Genomic DNA, 22249 nt, shown 5'->3' on the forward strand with positions numbered 1-22249 from the left:
CACCATCGCTTTCTTGATCCTTCGGCTCTCCTACCCTTTGAATTGCAGCGATTCATTCTCCAGAAAAAGCGCCTGCAGCAGCTCAAAATGGGCATCGGGGTCTTGAAGATACATGGCGGCTTCATCGAGCAATTGCAATTCCTCGAAATCCAATTCATCTATTCCTTTTTGGCAAATAGGAGGATAATCCCAGTACCGCAGCTCCCGTCCAAGCACAGCATGCAGATCATAGCAGAGGTTGTTGCGGATGTAGTGCATTCCCCACGATTTTTTCACGCCAAAAAGCTGCGGGTTAATCTCTTTGTCTCTGGCCATTAACCAGGCAACTCCGGCCTCCAGGAAATCATCCCCTTGAAGATCGACGATTCCGATATCGGGGTCCACTCTGATCCAGCGCACCCCGCCTTCGTCCCACACCTCGCAAATCCAGTGATCGATATATTTCAATTGATGCTCTGAGAGATACCTTGCAAAACCGACTCTGCAGCGCACCGGGACTCCCTTGGAGCGCAGTATGGAAATAAGCAGCAGCGAATGGAACCGGCAGGAGACAATCAATCTTTCCCGGGGCAGCCGCTCACCGATAATTCCATTGGCATTGCGCTCTACCAAAGCCTCGAGCATGTCTTGAACGGTATAGAATTGCTCATCTTCATTTTTGGTATACGAAGTGAGCAAATGCCTTACCTTCTTCACCATCGCAGGATGAATCAATTGACATTTGATCAATTTGCATAATTCGCCCAGATCATCCGGCAGCTCATCAAAGAGGTAGCGCAGGCTGTATGGGTCTGTGTTCGGAGTATACTCCTTATAAAATTGCAGCACATAAGATTTATTCACTGTCCGTCTGTCCCCTTCTCTTGGCGCTTCGCTGTTTCATCCGCTCTCTTCCTTGATTCCGTGTAAGTATTTGCTCCTGCGGCATATCATCCGGCTCATTCTGGTCATTGCCGGATAAATACCCGGCCAGCGCGTGAATATTTGCGTATTCGAACAGGGTGAGCAGGGGAATTTCTTTCTGGAATTCCTGCTTCAGCTTGTTGTTTATCATTGCAATCTGAAGGGAGTTGATGCCCATCTCAAAGAAATTGTCCAGTGTACCCACCTGGTCCGCTTCCAGAAGCTCTTTAAAGATGTTTACGATGCTCTCTTCAACTTCATTGCACGGAGCCGCATAGGCCGACGTCTGCTTATTGCCGGCAGGCTGCAGCTTCAGCAGCGCTTGTACATCCATTTTCCCGTTCGCTGTCAAAGGAATTTGCTCCAGCACGACAAAATAATGCGGGATCATGTACTCCGGCAGGACCTTGGCGATCCGCGCCCGGACTTCATTGATGAATGCTGCCTGATCTGCTGAAGGGCTGGCTGGAATCAGATAGGCGCCCAAACGCTTTTCTTCCCCGTCCGCTGCCAGAACCACCGCTTGCCGGACCCCATCACAACGCTGCAGCTGCGCTTCCACTTCACCCAGCTCAATGCGGTAGCCGCCTACTTTTATCTGCTGGTCCTTCCTGCCCAGAAACTCCATGCAGCCATCCCGGTGCAATACTCCGTAGTCACCTGTCCGGTAAATGTACCCCAATTCGGGATGATGAATAAAGGAATGGCTAGTTTTATCCGGATCATTCAGGTAGCCGTTTGCCACTCCGCTTCCCCCGATGTACAACTCGCCGGGCACTTCAAGCGGGCAATAGTCCATCTGCTGGTTGAGGACATAGAATCGCTGGTTGGCTAGCGGCATGCCATAGGGAATGCTTGTCCACTGCGGCATGACCTCGTCTATTGGATAATAGATGGACCATATGGACGATTCTGTCGCCCCCCCGCAGCTGATCAGCTTGGCTTCAGGGAACAGCTGCTTGACAGTCTCCGGCAGATGCAGGGGAATCCAGTCTCCGCTCAGCAGCACCAGCCGTAAATCAAGATTTTCCTGATATATGCCCTGCGCTCTTATTTCTGATCCCACCCGGTCCATGATCGCGGGAACAGAATTCCAGATGGTGATCTTTTGGGCGGACAAGGTAGCCGCAAGCTGCCGGATGTCCTTCTGATCTTTCACCAATACAAGCGTTGCCCCTGCTGCAAATGCTCCAAAAATATCATAGACCGACAGGTCAAAGCAAAGCGAAGAGATGCCCAGCATCCGGTCCTCAGCGTTCACCTGAAACTTCCGATTGATATCCTGAACGGTATTGCATGCAGCCTGATGGCTGATCATAACGCCTTTGGGATTCCCTGTGCTTCCCGATGTATAGATTACGTAAGCGAGGCTTTCCGGCAGATGAGCGCGATGCTGTGGTTCCGCGGAATGCTGTCCTCTGTAATTCTTCTCATAATAATCCGTCTCCAGAACAAGCTTGCACTGGCTATGGTTACGGATATAGTCCACCCGTTCCTGCGGATATTCCGGATCAATCGGCACATAGGCAGCACCGCTTTTCAGGATGCCTAAGATATTGATAAAAGTAGCGATTTCTTTCCTGGCAATCACACCAACCCTGTCACCGGTGCTTACCCCAAGACTCCGCAGGCAACCCGCGACCTTGTCCGCCCTGTCATCAAGCTCTTTGTAGGTAATGCTTGCATGATCGGCTTCAATGGCAACCGCATATGGAGTTTGGTGGACGGCTTCTTCAAAAAGCCCGTGCAAGGTCTTGCTTGGAATCGGCTCTTCCGTATGGTTATAGGCCTGGATGCTGGCGTAGTCCGACGCCGGTACCGCCGGAAAGCCCCTTTCCTCACGGGAATCCATAATGGCATCGATCCGCGACAGATATTGCTCAAACATGGCATCCATCACGGCAGGATCAAACAGCTCGCTGATATAGTCCCAATTAATCACCATTTTCCCATGGATCAGCGCCACCTGGTTATCAAGATAGACCTGGGAGGTTTGCGTAATTCCGTTGGTGCTCTGCTCTCCATCAGAGGCTTCGCCTTGTTTTTCCGCGGCTTCCCCGCCGTCTTCACCATTTTCAAACAAAGCGCTTGTGAACACAATCGGCATCAGCGCCTTGTTCCCCAGCTCTCTTCTTTTGCTGATTTCCCGCATCACATCAATGCCGTCAAAATGGCGGTGGGCCAATGCTTCCATCAGCACCTGCTGAATGTTGCTTGCCTTCTCCCAGAATGAAGCTCCGGGATTCATCCGGACCTCTAACAACAGAAGAGAGGTGAAATCCCCGATCAGCTTGTCTACATCAGAATGCAAGGGCAACCGGTTAAACAGCGTCAAGTTCAAACCAAACTGGGGCTGGTTGCTCCAATTCGCCAGCACTTCGGCATAGACGGTGCATAACACCGCCGAAGGGGTCAAATTATGGTTTTGCGAAATTCGTTTGAATTGCTGCCAATGCTGCTGCGAATAATGCTTCGACTTCCGCTTGAAATAAGGATTTTTGATGTGCTGCGGTTGTGTCCGCAGAGGAAGGACGGGAGCTAAAGGGAAATCCTCTACCTTTTGCAGCCAGTACTTCTTGTCTTCCAGATACCACTTGCTGGTTTTCATCTGCTGGTAGCCTACGATGTAATCCCGGAAGGTAATGGACAGCTCCTCCAGCTGCAATGAGCGGTCAGCATACAGCGCCAGGATTTCCTTCTGCAGGATCTCCAGACTGTAAGCATCCATAATCAGCAGATCAAAGCTGATGCACAGCAGGCTCTCCTCCGGGGAGGAGCGGAATGCCACAATCTCAAACAGCGGCCAGATATTCGGATTGAAGATATGATGAGACATCCGGTCTCTTTCTTCGGCAATTCTCTTATGTTTCGCTTCTTCGGCGTATCCGCTCAGGTCGTATTCATAAATATGGTATTCCGGCACTTCCGGCAAAATCTGCTGTGTGGCATCCGGCAAATACACGGTGTGAAGCGCGGGATGCCTTTGAATCAGGATATTCAGGCATTGGTTCAGCCGGCGGATGTCCAGCTCTGTGGCAATCTCCAGATACGAGTGGGTCGAAACGCCGCCCAGTTCAAAATGGCTGCTTCTGCCCAGGTAATACGCCATTTGCACATTCGTTAATGGAAACGGTTCATGCCGGTTGGCAGGATCTGCAGCAATGGACGGCAATTCCTCCTCCCGCTCCTCTTGTAATGCCTCTTTGATGAAGTCCGCTATCCTCTCTATCGTCTGCCGTTCAATAAAATGTGTAAACTGAAAGGACACCGGAAAACATTGGTTGATCTCATAAACGAGCTGCATGATTTGAATCGAATTTCCGCCCATTTCAAAAAATCCGTCCTGCACACCGGCATCCCCGATACGCAGTACTTTCTTCCAGATTTCATGCAGCTTCGTCTCCACCTCACCCTGCGGCTGGCGTGCTCCGCTTGGTTGAACCAGAGTACCTGTTACAGGCGGCAGCGCCTTTACATCAAGCTTGCCGCTGATCATGAGGGGAATCTTGCCGATCTGCATAAAATGCTGCGGGATCATGTAGACCGGCAAAAACTTCAGCAAATACTCCCGGAGCTCCGCGCCCGAAATGGTGTGGGCTGCTGTATAATACGCAACCAGCATGGGTTCGTCCTGGGCATCCCGCTGGGCACGGACCACGGATTTTTCAATGGCGGGATGGGTATCGAGCTGCTGTTCAATCTCCGCCAGCTCAATGCGGTAGCCCCGGATTTTCACCTGAAAATCTGCTCTTCCCAAGTATTCAATCGTACCCTCTTCCGTCCACTTGGCCAGATCTCCCGTGCAATAGATTTTTTCACCGGGACGGTACGGATTATCAATAAACCTCCGGGCAGTCAGCTCCGGATTGTTCTGATACCCCCGCACAACACCGTGTCCGCCGATATACAGGATGCCGGGAACGCCTATGGGCTGAGGCAGAAGCTCGTCATTGAGGATATAAACTTGTGTGTTCTTGACCGGTTTGCCGATATTTACGGGACCTGCCGTCACCTCTTGTGCCGTAGACCAAATAGTCGTTTCCGTTGGGCCATAAAGGTTAAATATCCGTCCGCAATTCATGATGCTTCGCGCCTGCTCCGCCAAAGCCTGCGGCAAGGGCTCCCCTCCGATCAGCAAATACCGCAAGGAGCCCAGCGCCTTCGCCAGTTCTGAATCAGCGAGCAGGAGCTTCAGACGCGACGGTGTGGTTTGCATTACGCTGATCTCCGCTTGTTTTACTAAGGTGACCAATGCGTGTATATCTTTTTGCTGAAGCTCATCGGCAATGACCACCTGATATCCGGCTAACAGAGGCAGGATGCTTTCTAACCAGAAAATATCAAATGAAACGGTTGTTAACGATAAAAACGTCTCATCCTTCCCGAAGGACAGCATATCCGACATCGCCGATAAAAAATTCATTAAGGACCGGTGCTCCACCAGAATCCCTTTCGGCAAGCCGGTAGTTCCCGAAGTATACATGCAGTACGCCAGATTACGGTTGCTGTGTACGGGCGGCAATGGAAGGGGGGCACCCTGATCCATCTTCAAGCTGCGCATGTCCATGACAATACGATTTCCCTGATTTTCTACAGACGTGTTGGTCAAAATGACTTGAACCTGGGAGTCATCCAGCATATAAGCGATTCTATTCGCCGGAAGGCCCGGGTCAATAGGCAAATACGCCCCGCCGGCCTGTAATATGGCTAATATCCCGACGATCATATCAACCGAACGCGTGGTGATGAGTGCAACGACCTGATCGGGACCGATTCCTTGTGCCCGCAAGGCGTGTGCCGTTTGCTGCGCCCGGCGGTCCAGTTCATCGTACGTAATGCTCTGATCGCGGAACGTGACAGCCACCTGGTACGGATGCTCTTTCACCCTGGCGGCAAAAAGCTGATGAACGGTCAGATGCTCCGGATACTCACCTGCAGTCTGGTTGAAGCGGTTAAGCAGCCGGTCCGTCTCTTGGTCATCGGGCAGATGAATCCGGCCGATCTTCTGCGCGGGGTGTTTCAGAACCTCCAGAAGAATGGTGCGGAAATATCGGATCAAGCGCATGACCGTTTCTCTCTTGAATAAGTCCGTCGCGTACTCCAAAGTGAAAACAAGCCCGCCTGCCCGCTCCTCGCCGTCCAGTGTCAGATCAAAGCGCGACGTTGTTGTCTTATACGGATAAGGCGTCATTTCCAGCTCATTCAGCTGGACCTGTCCGGCCTCTTGCTGCTTTACATTGGCATTTTGAAAAGCAAACATCACATCAAACAAAGGATTTCGTCCAAAGTCACGTGTAATTTGAAGCCGGCTGACAAGATCCTCAAAAGGATAATCCTGGTGCTCCAGCGCATTGGAAATGTTCGCTTTCATGGCATGCAGGATTTCAGCAAACGTCTGCTTGGTGGAAATCCGGCTTCTAATCGGTAGGGTATTCACAAACATGCCGATTACATGCTCGATATCACTGTGATTTCTTCCCGAGGTGGGCACGCCTACAATGATTTCTTCCTGATCGCTCAGCTTAGCCAGCATTATGTTCCAAACCGCAAACAATACCATATACAGTGTCGCTTCCTGCCCGGCCGCCAGCTGCTTAATTTCCAGTACCTGCTCTTTCGGGATGCTGAACATTTCCGCAGAGCCCTGGTAGGTCTTGAATGCCGGACGTGAATGGTCTGCAGGCAGATCGAGCAGCGGAATTTCCCCGGAGAACGTTTCCAGCCAATAGGCCTCAGCGGCTTCATTGCTGACGTTCGCCGCATCATTCCGCCATTCCGCGTAATCCTTGTATTGTACAGCTAAAGGCGGCAAGGCGCTGACCTTCCCGTCATTCTGATACAGGGTAGTGAACTCGTCGATCAGGATGGCATTCGAGGTCCCGTCGGTGATGATATGATGAATATTAAACACAATAAGATGACGGTGTTCACTTTCCTTAAACACACCAATTTTCCATAACGGCGCTGCCGCCAGATCAAACACCTGTACCCATGCTTCAATGTGCTTATCCTTGACCGTTCCCTTGATGTCCACAACATCAAGGGTCACCTGGACCTCTTCCTCAATCCATTGCATCCATTCCCCATCTATTCTCCGGAAGCAGGTCCGCAGGCTCTCATGTCTGCGAATCAGCTGACTCAGGCAAGCTTCCAATTTCCCGAAGTTCAAAGGCCCATTTACTTGCAGTGCAATAATATTGTTGTACTGTTTATTTTCCTTCTCCATTTGGCTGAGGAAATAGAGCCTTTTCTGTCCCGGAGTTAACGGATAACCCTCTTTTTGGGGTGCGCGCTTAATCTGGGCATAATTACTCCGGGTTGCTTCCTGGATGACACGGCTAATTTCACGGATCGTTGGTTTGTGGAAAAATGCAGGGAGCGGGAGCTTGACTCCAAGCTTTTTGAAGACCAATGATACGATGGTGATCGCTTTAAGGGAATCGCCGCCCAATGCGAAGAAATCCTCATCGATGCCGATAGCGTCAATTCCCAGGACTGTGCTCCAGATATCCGCAATCTGCTGCTGCAGCCCGACTTCCGTGAGCAGGCTGCCGCTGCCAACTGCTGCAGGTGCAGCTTCCATGGCATGGGCAGCCGCCTCCTGCTCCAGAATGGCCTCCACATTGATGTTGTTGCTCTCCTCCATCAATGCCGGCAAATCGAGCGCAGACACGATTACCCGGTTCATGCGGTTCTCCATAATATACCGGAACACATTGACACCTTGTTCTGTCGTGATCGCCTCGGCTTCAAACTGAAGGTCGTTGACCGCCTTGTGCAGGCTGCGGTTCTTCTCCATCGCTTTCACGGACATTCCGGCTTCCGCCCAGTCGTTCCAGTTAATCGTGGCTGTAAAGCCCTCCCGGTGCTGTAAGCGGTAGTGTACAAAGGCATCCAAAAATTCATTTGCCGCATTGTATCCCACCTGTCCGAACTTGCGGCCATAAATATAGTTGCCGATGGAGGAAAATAAAACAAAAAAGTCCAGCCTGCGGTTGCGGAAAAGCGTATCAAGCACGATGGTCCCTTTAACCTTGGGCAGCAGCACCTCGTCGGTCATCGCCTGTGTCCGTCTTTGAATGACTCCGGCATAATCTGCAACTCCAGCCGTGTGCAGGACCCCGGTTATCGGTCCCAGCCGCGCTTCCGCCTGGTCAACCACCTGCTGCATGGCGCTGAAATCTGAGATATCGGCGCTATGCACCTCAATCACTGCCCCTGCCGCTTCCAGCGACCGGATGGTTCGAATGGTCCGGGTTACTTCTGCATCGTCCGGGCGATCCATCCATTGCTCCCATTCACCTTTCGGCGGAAATGCAGAACGGCCCACCAAAACCAGGCGGGCTGTGTACTGCGTGGCTAAATATTCCGCCAGCGCCAGGCCCATTCCTCCCAGCCCCCCTGTAATCATACAGACGAGATTTTCCTTAAATGGCGGAACCTTGCCAGGGCTGGCTAACAAAAGCGGCTTTTGGACCGATTCGATCCACCGGCTTTTCCCCCGGTATGCGACTTGCTTGTTCGGAAACTCAAACTGGAATTCCCGGAGCATTTGCCGGGCCTGCTCTCTTTGCCGCGCGGCATCACCTTCCGCCAGCGGGAAATCCACATGGCAAACCTTGATATTCGGATATTCGTACGGAATAATTTTGCTGGCACCCAGCAGCAGCCCTTTCATGGAGCACAGCATTTCTTCCTGTGTTACTGAATACAATCCATTCGAAGCGATCTGTAAGTGTACCTCTTGAGCAGCAGCCGCAGTGCCTAAGAATTGGACCAGACGCAAAATATGATGCAAAAACAATTGCTGGCCGATTTCGATATTAGCCAGCTCCGGCTCCATCGGTGAGGTGACCGTCCAGAGATAGCAGATGTGATCCGGAACCGCGTCCAGGCTATGATACAGCCGGTCCATCTCTTCGCTGCGCAGCGGATTCACCCTATAGTGATCTGCCGTAATTTGCTGGTAATGCTCTGCATGTTCAACCATAATGCAGCGGATCTGCTGCTGCTTGAGCAGATCGCCCAGCGCTTCTCCCAGACCGGTCGGGTCACAAAAAATGAACCAGACTGCATCCCTGGAGAGCATTCTGCCTTCATAGTTAGGAAGTGAGGCGCTTTCCCAGGCGGGGATATAAAACCACTTGCGGATATCGTCCCTATTTGCCGGGATACTGCCCTTCCCGGATGGAGGCCGATTGAGAAGCTGCTTAAGGTTGAACAGCTCTGTATCTACCGGGAATTCCTGGCGGTCAAAGGCATAAGTGGGCAAAGAGAGACGGTTCCGCTGCTCATGTTGGTATAATTCCCGCCATTTGATGTCCTTGCCGTACAGCCACAATGTACCTACAGCAGCCATAAGGGAGTATGTGTCCAGCTTGTCCAGGGCGATGATTTGGGGCTTAGCGGACTGTCTGTCCAAGAAGGGCTGTGCCCCATCGCCTGCGCCTAACACCAGCCAAATCTCCTCCTGCCGGGAAACCCTGCGGCCGGCCTCCGGCTGGTCCGTCCCGTAATCGTCCAGACTCAACAGAAAGGAACGGACAGCCTCTTCAAGCGAAAGCTCTCCCGACAGGCAGGCAGCGAGCCATTGACTTTTTCCTCTTCCGATCACAGCTTCCGGGTGCAATCCCCATTCGATGAACAACTTCCCTGCAGCATAATAGCTGCCAAACGCAAGCATTGGATTGTACTCACGTTTCCGCAGGTCCTCCGGCTTCAATGCAGCCCTGTCCGGAACCAGCCGGTTCATCATTCCCAGCGCCTGATTCAGGAAGCGGCGGGCACCGGGCTCCTCTTGATACAATTGCTCAAGTTCATCAAGCTCGCTGCCACTCCATACGTGCTGCGTAAAATCCGGGATCACAAAAATCACCGGAGAATTCTCCAATCCCGCCGTGCCTTCCTTTGTTGCCATTTCAGCAAATTGAAGGACCCGTTGGCTCTTCCGGTTGATGAGGGCAACCTCGCGTATAGGAAAATGTTTTCTGCCGACTTGCAGTGTATATGCAATATCCGCGAGGCGATTGGGTTCTGCTTTGGAATACCGCTCCAAATCCTTTTTGATCGCCGCCAAAGCCGACGGTGTTTTCGCTGAAACGGGAAGCAGCTGCCACTCCCGACCGGCGGAAGATTCCCGCAGGGGCGGTGCTTGCTCGACAATAATATGGGCGTTGGTTCCGCCGATGCCGAATGCGCTGATTCCGGCCCGCAAGGGCTCATTTTTGCAGGGCCATTCTGTCAGCCGGTCATTAATATAAAAGCCCTTTTCAATCACCTTCAACACCGGATTCGGCGTCTGAAAATGCAGAGATGGGGGGAGCATGTTATGTTTGAGCGCCAGAACTGTTTTGATGAAGGAAGCAATGCCTGCTGCGCTGTCCAGATGTCCAATATTTGTTTTGACCGAGCCGAGCGCACACGCATGTCTTCGCTCCGGGTTATAGCCCAGCTCCAAGGCTTCCAGTTCAATCGGGTCGCCCAGCGGCGTCCCTGTTCCGTGACATTCGATGTAATCGATGCTGTCCGGCGATACCTCAGCCAGCTTGAGCGCTGTCCGGATGACCTCTGCCTGCCCGATGGTGCTGGGGGCTGTAAATCCCGTTTTTTGCAGACCATCATTATTCACTGCGGAGCCTTTGATGACCGCATAAATCTGGTCACCGTCATCAAGGGCATCCTGCAGACGCTTCAGGACGGCTACGCCCGCTCCATCTCCCCCCACAATCCCTTTTCCATCGGCATCAAACGCCCGGCATGTCCCGTCGGGGGATAAGATCATGCCCTCCTGATATTCATAACCGCTTTTCTCAGGCAGGGTGACCGTGACCCCGCCCGCCAAGGCGATATCGCACTCGCCGTTCAGCAGCGACTGCGCTGCCATATGCACGGCAACGAGAGAGGTGGAGCATGCTGTATAGATCGACAGGGCCGGGCCTTTGAGATTTAATTTGTGTGCGATCCGCAAGCTTAAATAGTCTTTATCCAGCAGTTGGGAGGCAGCCCAATGCCCTATGACCCCGCTTTTGCCGGACAGGCCCATAAGCCCTTCCCACATATGATTCGGAGATGCCCCCGCGAATAACCCGATAAGCTGCTGATCCGCCTCCGCCGCATAGCCGGCATCCTCCAAAGCCGTCCAAATACACTCATGAAACACTTTCATCTGCGGGTCCATCAGTTCTGCTTCCAGGGGGGTGTAGTCAAAAAAACGGGCATCAAAACAATTGCCTGCTTCCAGATAGCCCTTTGCCTTGACATACTCTGCCTTAGCGGCCAAGCCGGGTTCTACTCCGGCGGCAACCAATTCCGGCTCACTAAAGGTCCGGACCGAATGAACGCCGTTCTTTAGATTGTCCCAGTATTCTGAAATGGTGCCTGCTCCCGGAAATCTGCCGGCAAGGCCAATGACTGCAATTTCCAAACCACTGTAATTCTGCACGCTATCACCCCTACTTCTTCAACAGACGTAATTTTTGCCTTCTTGCCCGTTTGCCTTCCTCGATGGAAGCTTCTCTTGAATCGGCACTAAGTTCCGTCACAGGGCTGTCGGCCTTGAGCACCTTAGCCAGCATACTTATCGTCGGGTAGGTAAACAAGGTGATCACCGGCACCTCTTGACCCAATTCTTCTGACAATGCTTTGCTGATCGTGATTACATCAAACGACGTTCCGCCCAGATCGAAGATGGTCGAATGCACACCGATGCGGTCCATTCTGAGGATAGTTTTCCAAATCTCCGCGATTCTGTGCTCCATCTCCGTGCCTGGCGGGGTCAACACCCCTTTTACCTGCTGCCTGAGCTCAAGGGTATTTAGCTGGCCATAGTCTACTTTTCCATTGAGTGTTAACGGGACCTTTGAAATCGGCAGCAGGACGGAAGGGATCATATAATCGCTTATACGCGTTTGCAGATATTGCCTGATTTCCACTGGATCGAATGCGTCTTCCCGCCCCTCCTTGATCACCACATAGGCAACCAGGATTTGGGCCGTTGGTTCAATCTCCCGTACCGACACCACAGCTTCCTTGATGGACTCTACCGTCAGGAGGTGGGCGGAGATTTCGTCAAGTTCGATGCGGAACCCCCTTATCTTCACCTGGTTGTCCCTGCGCCCCGCATACTCCATTTCACCGCTTGGCAGATATCTGCCCAGATCACCGGTCCGGTAAAGACGTATCCAACGGTCCACAAGCTTGCAGGTTCGGAATCTGTCTTCGGTCAATTCCGCCCGATTCATATAACCACGTGCTACCCCTTCGCCGCCAACCCATATTTCTCCGACAGTTCCAATAGGGACTTGCTCATGCTGCTGATTGAGAATATAGACCTGTACTGTTGAAAAAGGCACACCGATGTTATTCTGATTCGATTGGATCTGCTCTGTGCCGATTTCTTTAAAGGTTGTATGTACCGTCGTTTCGGTAATCCCATACATGTTGATGATTCTGGTGTCAGGGTACTTCGCTCTCCAGGCTTCCAGCTTGCCCGGCTGCAAAGCCTCTCCGCCAAGAATCACATAACGTAAACTCAGCTTCTCCCCGGTATCTCCCAGCTCTTCTTGCATGAATTGGTAGAAGGAGGATGGCGTCTGGTTGAATACGGTTACGTGCTCGTTTCGCAGCTCCTGCACAACGTACCGGTAATCTTTCTTGAGCAGCTTCGGAATCAGCAGCAGCTTGCCGCCATGCAGCAATGCGCCGAAAATTTCCCACACGGAAAAATCAAAGCCAAACGAATGAAAAAGTGTCCATGTATCCTGGCAGGTGAAATCAAACCTGTTATGTTCATGAAAAAATAGCCGGACGACATTCCGGTGTTCGATCATGACACCCTTGGGATTTCCTGTAGTGCCGGAAGTATAAATGATATAGGCCAAGTCGTTAGGATGAATGACATGCTCCAGGTTGGAACCGGAATACTGCTCCAGCTTGGGGTCATCGAGAAAAATCACCTCACAGCTTTCGCCGGTCCCTGGCGGCAATGAAAGCGATTGAACCGTTAGAATCTGCCCGGCCTGACTGTCCTTCAGAATATAGTCTATCCTTTGTGCCGGGAGGTCCGGGTCGATGGGCAAATATGCGCCTCCCGCCTTAAGGACCGCCATTATGCCGATGATCATTTCCAGGGAAGGCGGCAGGATCAAGGCTACAACCGATTCGGCTGTTACGCCAAGCCGGCGCAGATGATGGGCCGCTTGATTCGATTTGCGGTTCAGCTCTTGGTAGGACAAGCGCTCAGCCGCAAATACTGCCGCCGTATGGTTCGGATATTTAGCAGCACATTCCTCAAAGAGGCCCGGGATCGTTGCTTCTTCCGGAAAGTCCGCAGCTGTGGCATTGCTGTGTTCGAGGATTTGCCGGTCCTTCTCTGTCAGAATCGAAAGCTCCTGCACAGTGCTGTGCAAGTCTGCAAGCGACCGCTCCAGCAGCACATGGAAATGCTCCAGCAATTGGTTGACCGTATCGGCACTGTAGACCGAAGCATTGAAGCGGATTTCACCCTGGAGCAAGCTCTCCTCCCTTTGGACGATCATTGTGAAATTGGACAGGGTTCCGGATAAATACTGCTCGTCCTGGATGTTGCTCACAATCACGGAAACATCCAATACATCGGATGCTAAGCCTGCCTGCTTCAACATGAGCCCGAACGGATAGTTTTGGTGCCGGGCGGCTTCGGAAACACTCTGCTTCATTAAGGAAATCAAGTCAATCAGCCGCATCTCATTCTGAAGCTGTACCCGAATCGGGAGGACGGTATTAATGAAATCCTCTTCATTGTGCTGCCGGTAAATGCTTGTGCCAAGCACGATATCCGTTTGTCCCGAATACTTGAACAGCCACACGGAAGTGAATGCCAGCAGCAGCACATGCAGCCGGGCATCGGAGTCATTGCTGATCTGCACCAGCTTCCGGGCATGGACGGGGTCCAGTGAAAAGGGGATGGTCTCCATATGGCCTTCCTGATGGCGGTCTTTATGAGGTTCATAGGGAAAGTGACTTTTGTCAGGCAGGCCGGCCAGCTTGTGCAGCCAGTATTGATGTTCCTTCTTGTACACATCATTCAAGTACGGCACATTTGTGAAGAAATTACCTTTCACCATACCCCACTCCTTTGCTGTGGATTGACTGCTCAAAAAACAAAATCATTCCCGTCATCAAGCAAATCCAGCGCTTCTGTCCTAACGAGACCTGAATCCAGCATAATTTCTTTGACAAGGATGTCCGGGTTCCCGGCAACCTGTCCGGCAATATCCAGCAAATGCCTGCACATTGTTGTAATGGTCTTGCGGGCAAACAAATCCGTCGAATACTCCATCCGCATTTCAATGCTGTCGTCATAATCGTACACCCATAGCGTCATGTCGAATTTGGACGACGGGTTGCGGAACGGATACGCCTGCAGCCTCACCTGATCCATAGCCGCTTCGGCGGGTGCAACATCGGGCAGCACCAGCATTACATTGAATAAGGGATTACCGCTTAGCTGATGGCTCCGGCCCAAGGCTTCGACCAATACCTCAAATTGAACATCCTGGTTTTCAAAAATCTGCAAGCTCTGCGCTTTGACCTCTGTCAACAGCTGTTCAAATGATCCATCGCGGTTGATGCGGGAACGGAAAGGCAGCACATTGGCAAACATGCCGACCATATCCGCCAGATCTGCATGGTTTCTTCCGGCTAGACTCGCCCCGACCATCACTTCATCCTGGCCCGTGTATTTGTGCAGCAGGACACTGTAAAGGGCCATCATATTCATGAATAATGTGGTGGTATTGCGCTTCATCCCTTGCTTCAGCCGGCCCGTTACGTTCTTATCTAAAGTAAATGTATAAATATCGCCTTGGTGGCTCAGCACGGCAGGCCGCGGGTAATCGGTGGGAAGCTGGTTCTCCGGCAGTTCCCCAGATAATTGCTGAAGCCAGTACCCGGTTTGCTTGTCGAATTCTCCGCGTCTGATCTGTTCGTTCTGCCAGCCCACAAAGTCAACATACTCCAGGAGGATTGGCTTTAGCTGTCCGGCTTGACCGTTATATATGCGGATAAGCTCGCTCTTGAGAATCTCAACCGACAGGTTATCGGCAATGATATGGTGAATATCAAACAGCCACACATACTTCTGCATACCGCAGCGGACCAGCTTTACCCGCAATAAAGGAGCCGACCGCAGATCAAACGGCTGCATAAACTGCTCAACCACCTCATCGACTTCATCTTCCTTTACGGTCACATGCTCCACTTGAAATCCGGCACGGTCATGGATGATCTGGACAATCTCCCCGTTGATGACGTCAAAGCTGGTCCGCAACACCGCATGCCTCTGGATTAATAGATCAAATGCGTTTTGTAATTTATCCGGATCGAGCTCACCTTCAACCGATGTGACCTCCAGAATGTTGTAGGCAACGCTGTCCGGCTGGAGCTGCTGTTGAAAATACAACCGTTTTTGCGCCGATGACAAGGGATAATGAGCCTCAGGCGCAGCCTTTTGAATGGCGGCATATTCTTTGGTCGTTGTATGATAGGCCGCTTGAATGTGCCGGGCAAGCTCCTTCAGCACGGTTGTATGAAAGAAGACCGAAACCGGAATCTTGATGCTGATCGCCTGATAGATCCTCTCTGCGACCGTTAGCACCTTCAGCGAATCTCCACCCAAATCAAAAAAATCATCGTCTCTGGAAATTTGCTCATGCCCCAGAACACTCTGCCAAATGCTGCTGATCACATGTTCTAACTCCTGGACTGACATATTCACTCCTGAAGCGCTCACCTTGTCCTCCGCAGAGCTGCTGCCATTGTCCTGATACAGGCTCACCTTCTCATTCTGATAGGCTTCCACCCGTGCAGGCAAATCAACAGTAGATACAATCACCTGTGGATAGGCAGTCGATAATGCGGCATCCAGAATCATAAGTCCTTCCTCAGGAGTCAGAGCACCCGGATTGCCGTTGACAGTTTCCTGAGCCGCCTGGACCGCAGTTGTTTTTTTACCAGCTGCGCCTCCCCCGCTGACCTGTTCATTCGTGACGGCTGTAACCTGATAGCCCTCGATTTCAACGATCCCTTGGCCGTGTTCGTCCATAATCGTCAGATCAAACTCCATGATTTTGTTTCCTACAGAGTGTTCTGTCCGGTGACGGATATAACTGTATACTCTTCCCGGCACCTTCCCATGGACCGTAATGTTTCTGTAGCCGAATGGAACGTACTGGCCGGCCCCGGTGTGTGCAAGCCCCATATGCACCAGCGCCACATCAAGGATCGCCGGGTGGAATCCATAAACAGCCAAATCTCCTGCGAACGCTTGCGGAAGTTCAATGCAAGACAGGCCCTCCTGCTGAGAAAATCCTCCCCAGCGGTAGCTGTCCCACCGGGGACCGTACCGGAATTGGCTGTCCCGCCGGTTGTTGTAATGCTCCCTGCCATAGCGGCTGTGATCGCAGGCATTGCGGATCGCAGCCAATTCATAGTCTTGGGGCTTGATATCGGCAGTGCCAATGCTGCCGCGAGCGTGGAGTATCCACCTGCCCCCGGGGGTCTCCAGATAGCTTTCTATCGTAAATTGATAGCCTTCTGCGTCCCGGGTAAGTATTGTTCTGACCGGAACCTCTATATTCTCTGCGACCGCTAGCGGGGTCAAGAAAAAAACATCACGGATCATTACGGCTGCTTCAGGATTCGAAGACGCTGATTGATAGGCTGCACGCGCCATTTCCAGATAGCAGGTTCCCGGCAGCACGGCCTGGCCCGCTATGCGGTGTTCATCCAAGACCCAATCTCTGCCGGTATGGAAATAAGAAAGAAACGTAGTGCGTCCTGTATTTTCTTTCACGGAATACTGAAACAACGGATGCTCCCCGGGCTGATAAGAGATTCCCGGAGCAGTACCGGCTGGACGGGTTTGCGCCGAGAGGCTGGTCATTCCGGTGTTCTCCCACCTATCCCAGTTGATGGCTTGGGTGAAATACCCCCTTCTGGTGTTAACCCGGGCATAAGCATCCAAAAAGGAATTGGCTGCGCTGTACGCTACTTGTGCCGGTGGAGCGAGCAGCGAGCTTAAGGATGAGAAGAGCAGCAGAAAATCGACCGGGAGCGACAGCTCTTCGATAACCTTTTGCAAAACCTGGGTTCCATAAATTTTGGTGCCAAAAACCGCTTCGCACATCTCCTTGCTTCTTCGCTGAATGACCGCTCCGTCCGGAACACCCGCAGCATGGATAATCCCGTTGATAGCCTCATAGCGCTCAAGGATCTGCCCAAAAACAGCTCTGACCTGAGCGGCATCCGTAATATCCGCCTGAACCAGATAGAAGCCGCTTGCCGCTGCTTTGATTTCCCGCAGGCTGGCAATTTTTTGGCTTACCGGGTCATCCCCGCTATGGATTGCACACCACTTGTCCCACTCGGCCTCGGGTAGAAACTGCGACCGGTTGAGCAAGACCACTTGAGCTTGATACTGCTCTGCCAGAAACCTGGCGACATGCAATCCGATGCCTCCAAGACCTCCGGTGATGACATATACCCCTCCGGTTGTTAAGCGCTTGTTGACTGCATTCAGCGGAGTTGTTAGGCGCACCGGCTTGAAGGCGGGCTCCCAAATATAGTTATTCCGCAGCGCGATCCAATCGGCACGGCAGTTATTTTCCGGCTCGGATAGTATGCGGCAAAGGATACGATGGTCGTATTGATCGGTGTCGATCAGCCTGCAGGCAATGTTCTCGTACTCTTTGGCAATGACACGAAGCGGTCCGAGCAATGTGGCCTTTGCAGGGACAACCGTCTCGTTTCCGATTACTTCTGCCACCTGGTTGGCCACGATGTCGATGGTTACCTGCTGCCGAAGCTGAAGCTGGCCGGCCGCTCTGGCAATGTTCAATAAGGTGTAGTACCCGAGGCGGTTGCATTCCTCCGCTTCCGGTAGTTGTTCGTGGGCCGCAGACTGCGGATGCATGCACCAAAAATGCACAATCCGGATTGGCCCGTCACCCCGCCGGGCAAGTATATCCAGCAACTGCGTCAGATCGTCCGGGATTTCCGGATTGATCGCAAATGACAGCTTATTTTGCTGGAAGGATTCACCGGCCTCAATCCGGGCAACCGTATGGCCCATTTGCTCAAGCTGCTCAATACATTGGGCTACAAAGGGCTCCTGCGTGGCGAAAACTGCGAATAAACCTTGCTGCTGCTCCCTTTCTTCCGGCATGTATTCAGAACGTATCCATGAGGGGACATACATCCATTCTTCCTTGCTTTTCTTGCCGGGTTGGGGTTCTTGACGCTTCCAGATATTCTGGAACTGCTTAATCTGCTGCGTATCCACCCAGTACCTTTTCCGGGTGAAGGGATAGGTCGGCAGCGCCAACCGGGATGGGCTTTGATGCTTGGCAAGCTCGTCCCATTGGAGGGGATAGCCGTTTGCCCATATACAGCCGAGAGCATCAAGGAGGTCCGGCTCGCTTTTCACAAGGCAAATAGGTCCGGACGGTCCGGATGGTTCACCTGCTGCGCCGAAGTCAAGAACCAGATGCTTATCCGCTTCATCCGCCTCTGCGGGCAGGCTCTTGTTGTCATCTGCACCTAATGAATTGACCCAATAGTCCGGGAGCGTTACATCCTTCACAGTATTTCTTCCGGCATCCGCAGAGAGCAGCGGAATCGCAGGCACAGACAAGGAAACAGAATCAAACGCCTCGTAAAATTCGGACTGGAGGGCCTCCAGCAAAAAGAGATCCCCTTCGCTGCCCCGCCATTCCTCCAGCAGCCGGTCTCTTTTCTCAATAAGCATCAGCGCCTCTTCCAGGGTAAAAACACCGGCTAAGCAGCCCGCCACATACGCCCCGGTCCCGGTCCCCATAAGGGCCGCCGGCTTCACACCCACCCGCAGCAGCCATTTGGCCAAGGCCAGTTGAAAGAGAAAGACCGGCGTCTGTCCAGCATAAACATCGTTCCCACCCGATAAAAGCTCGGCACGCTTAACCCCTCTTATCCCGCTCGCCTGAAGCAGCAGCCCTTCCATTTCCTCGCGGCAATACGGATGATGCAAGCAGGTGTGGTAATGCTGCACCGCCTCTTCGGGTTCCATCCCGGCAAATAGAAAGTGTACAGGCTTCAATTCTTTTTTCGGATCAACCCGCAGGGCTTGCCCCGCCTTCACTCTTAAAGCTTCACAACCGGCAAGCAGTGCCTTGCAGGACACATATTGACGATAGGAAAAATGCTCACGTCCCTGCTGCAAGGTATACGCAATCGCCGCAACATCTTTCCCCGGATGCTTCTGCACATCTTGTACAAACGCTTCAATGGACTCCTCCAGCGCTTCCCTGGTTTTGGCTGAAAAAACCAGCAGCTGCTCCTGTGCCTCCTCTTGCCTGGCGCTCTGCCCTGATGGAGCTTCCTCCAAAACGATATGCGCATTGGTTCCGCCAACACCAAATGAACTTACCCCTGCCCGGCGCAGCCCTGAACCGCTCTCCCATTCTCTCATCCGGTCTACCAGATAAAACGGGCTGTCTTCAAGCATGAGATGCGGATTGGGATTTGCAAAATGCAAGGTTGGCAGCAGGCATTTATTGTGCAGAGCCAGCACCGTTTTTATAAGCCCGGCTATTCCGGCCGCACTGTCGAGATGGCCAATGTTGGTTTTGACTGAGCCTAACCCGCAGAAATGTTTACGTTTTGTCTGGAAAGCTGTGGTTAACGCCTTGACTTCAATCGGATCACCCAGAGCCGTCCCTGTTCCGTGAGCTTCAATGTAACCAATCTCCTTAGGATCTACCCCGGCTACGCGGTGGGCCGTCCGAATGACCTCTACCTGTCCATCTACACTCGGCGCACTGTAGCCTACTTTGCGGTTACCGTCATTATTAATCGCCGTTCCTTTTATAACGGCATAAATGTGGTCCTTGTCGTCCAAGGCGTCTTCCAGCCGTTTCAATATCACCAAGCCGATGCCATTGCCCACCACGGTCCCGTCCGATGCGGCATCGAACGCCCGGCAGCGGCCGTCCGACGACAGGATCATCCCGTCCTGATAGAAATATCCGTTTTTCAATGGACTCGTAACGGATACCCCGCCGGCTACTGCCATATCACATTCTCCGCTGATGACCCCCTGGCAAGCCGCATGGACCGCAACGAGCGAGGTGGAGCAGGCCGTGAACAGCGTATAGCTGGGCCCTTTTAAATTCAGCTTGTAGGAGACTCTCGTACTCATTAAATCCTTGTCATTCAGATGGGCAATCTCAAAATCCTCAGCCCCGTTGCGGGAGCCCATGGACAGGGATAATGCCTCCCAGTGAAAGTGGGGCCGTCCTCCTGCATAGACTCCGATGGCATCCTGTGTCCTGCCTGGCGGATAACCGGCATCCTCCAGGGCCATCCAAGTATGCTCGTGCAGCAGTCTCGTCTGCGGGTCCATAAATTGCGCTTCATTCGGTGTATACCCAAAGAAGGAATTATCGAAGTACTCACACTCATTGAGGTAACCTTTTGCTTTGACGAAGTTCTCTTTGGTGTATACCTCTGCGGGAACTCCGGCCTCCTCCAATTGTTCATCCGTAAAGAAGGAAATACTGTCCACACCATTCTTTACATTTTGGAAAAACTGCTCAAGGTTTTTGGCACCCGGAAAAGAACCCGACATTCCAATAATGGCAACTTCTAAACCTGTTCTCGTGTTTTCCTTCATAATTACCCTCGTTTTTTCGTCATTTTCTTTGCTCTGGGGCACCTGCGTTATAATCTCAGGCATATAAGGCCATAGCGAAAATATGTAAATTAGGACAATCAGGCAGCCTCAGGCTTGCAATTTTCCGGGCCGGATCAAGTGCATAATTTTGGGTAAATACACGTACCCGGGATTCATCCAGCTTCACTTGCCCGTTCTTTCGTGATGCTGCCATGCCTGACCAGACGATCTTTTCACCGTAAAGGGGGTTCATATACCAGTCTGTAAAAGCAATGGAGAGGAAAGACGCGGACCGGTCTTCGTACACAAGCTCGATCTGATCCGAGTAACTCCCACACTCCGAGCATCCTACCAGCGCCAAGGCGGAATAGCAGCCCAATGGAATCCTAATGGACTGTGCAGCGCATGAAATATTGTCATAATCACTGCAGTTCAATACCGGGAGGGAAAATTCCATCCCTTCGGTCTTCCACTCCACTGGAGGATCATCGGCTAGAAAATAATCGCCCATCAGCGTAAAATCCGCCTTGCTCTCAGGCGAGAGTGAGCCGTCAAAGCCTTTATTATTGTAATATTCCGATAGCTCAACGAATTTCATATCCACTTGAACTTGATCGTTGATTGGACTCACGTTAATACTTTTGGACAAAGCCGGATGACCTTTCGCCTTGTCTTCGCACATAGAGAGAAGCTGACCGGCAATCTGTTCTTCCTTGTCTGCGATCATCCGAAGTTTATGGGCCGCTCTGTGCATTAGACTTTTATCCCTTGGGCTGTAGTAGGATTTGGTCACCATAGAGAGCAGGGTGCTCCATTGCGATGCAGCATAATGCAGTTCATTCACCGTTTCATGGAAATCCTGCTCCTGTTGTCTGGTATTCAAATATTGCAGTACCGCTGCAAATTGTCTTCTGCCATTGCTGATAGTGCTTAGCACGGACAGCAGCGGCGCCATCCAAATATGTTCATACTGTTTGAATTCTCCGCCTAAATCGGGAGATTGCTCCAAAATAGCCGCGAGACTTCTCATCTGATGAAATGAATGCTCCCTTTGGTTTTGTACTGTCATCCTTTTGACAGCCTGTTGGATGATGGTCCTCCAATCAGCAATGGGCTCGGGAAGGGTTGAACATCTGAATACAGCTACACGGTTGCTATCGCTAGAAAAACAATGTTCACTTGAAAGCCTGATATCTTGTTTCTGGTAAAAACAATCGATTAAGCTGTACATGCGGTTTCCTTCGTCGTACCCGGCAATTAAATTGGTGTGTGGGTAATGATAGTTATGAAACCCGGAATCCCAAGGACAGTTATACGTATCCAGTTCAATGATGACGGGTCTGGATTCTGCCAATTCCCGGGCGACTACATCGACCGCATCTTGAAAGCGCAGGTTCTCTGCGATCCGGATACCGATACCATGGTGCTGCGCCAGTAAAGGAAGCATGTTTCCGGATTCAGGACTGAGGCCTGAAGATAGCTTCCCCGTGCGGCTCCATTGCTGGCTGTCAAAGGAAAATCCCCACGACTCCGCATACATAAGCTCATGGTTACGCTGCACCCAGGATGCAACAGAAGCAATGGTGTCCTCCCTGCAATTTCTCCAATCGTGGTGAACCGGAATGATATCCAATACGTTCATTGTAATCCCCTTGGGTT

Annotated in this window: 5 protein-coding genes; all 5 read right to left on the reverse strand. The window is 52.0% G+C overall.

What is annotated here, in order from left to right:
* Positions 1-30: 30 nt before the first annotated feature.
* Genes BLQ82_RS27560 through BLQ82_RS27610 form a run of 5 tightly spaced genes read right to left on the reverse strand, consistent with a single transcriptional unit; the run spans position 31 to position 22232 of the window.
* Positions 31-843 carry a transglutaminase domain-containing protein gene (locus BLQ82_RS27560; protein WP_062525458.1) on the reverse strand — a complete coding sequence of 271 codons (813 nt, stop codon included), beginning with the start codon at positions 841-843 and terminating at the stop codon, positions 31-33.
* A complete protein-coding gene (locus BLQ82_RS31185) occupies positions 836-11344 on the reverse strand; it encodes a hybrid non-ribosomal peptide synthetase/type I polyketide synthase (protein WP_062525460.1) in 10509 nt (3502 codons plus the stop codon). The genes BLQ82_RS27560 and BLQ82_RS31185 overlap by 8 nt, the downstream gene beginning before the upstream one ends.
* Positions 11345-11354: 10 nt before the next feature.
* Positions 11355-14006 carry a non-ribosomal peptide synthetase gene (locus BLQ82_RS27600; protein ID WP_062525462.1) on the reverse strand — a complete coding sequence of 884 codons (2652 nt, stop codon included), beginning with the start codon at positions 14004-14006 and terminating at the stop codon, positions 11355-11357.
* 29 nt (positions 14007-14035) lie between these two features.
* Positions 14036-20590, reverse strand: coding sequence for an SDR family NAD(P)-dependent oxidoreductase (locus tag BLQ82_RS27605; RefSeq protein WP_062525464.1), 6555 nt, complete (start codon positions 20588-20590; stop codon positions 14036-14038).
* 55 nt (positions 20591-20645) lie between these two features.
* Positions 20646-22232, reverse strand: a complete 1587-nt coding sequence (locus tag BLQ82_RS27610) for a cysteine peptidase family C39 domain-containing protein (protein ID WP_062525466.1) — start codon at positions 22230-22232, stop codon at positions 20646-20648.
* Between the last annotated feature and the right edge of the window lie 17 nt (positions 22233-22249).

The sequence above is a fragment of the Paenibacillus jilunlii genome (assembly GCF_900102965.1).
Taxonomy (GTDB): domain Bacteria; phylum Bacillota; class Bacilli; order Paenibacillales; family Paenibacillaceae; genus Paenibacillus_AQ; species Paenibacillus_AQ jilunlii.

Coding starts and splice junctions, on each gene's coding strand:
- BLQ82_RS27600 (WP_062525462.1), bottom strand. CDS start 14,006: ATGGTGAAAGGTAATTTCTTCACAAATGTGCCGTACTTGAATGATGTG.
- BLQ82_RS27610 (WP_062525466.1), bottom strand. CDS start 22,232: ATGAACGTATTGGATATCATTCCGGTTCACCACGATTGGAGAAATTGC.
- BLQ82_RS27605 (WP_062525464.1), bottom strand. CDS start 20,590: ATGAAGGAAAACACGAGAACAGGTTTAGAAGTTGCCATTATTGGAATG.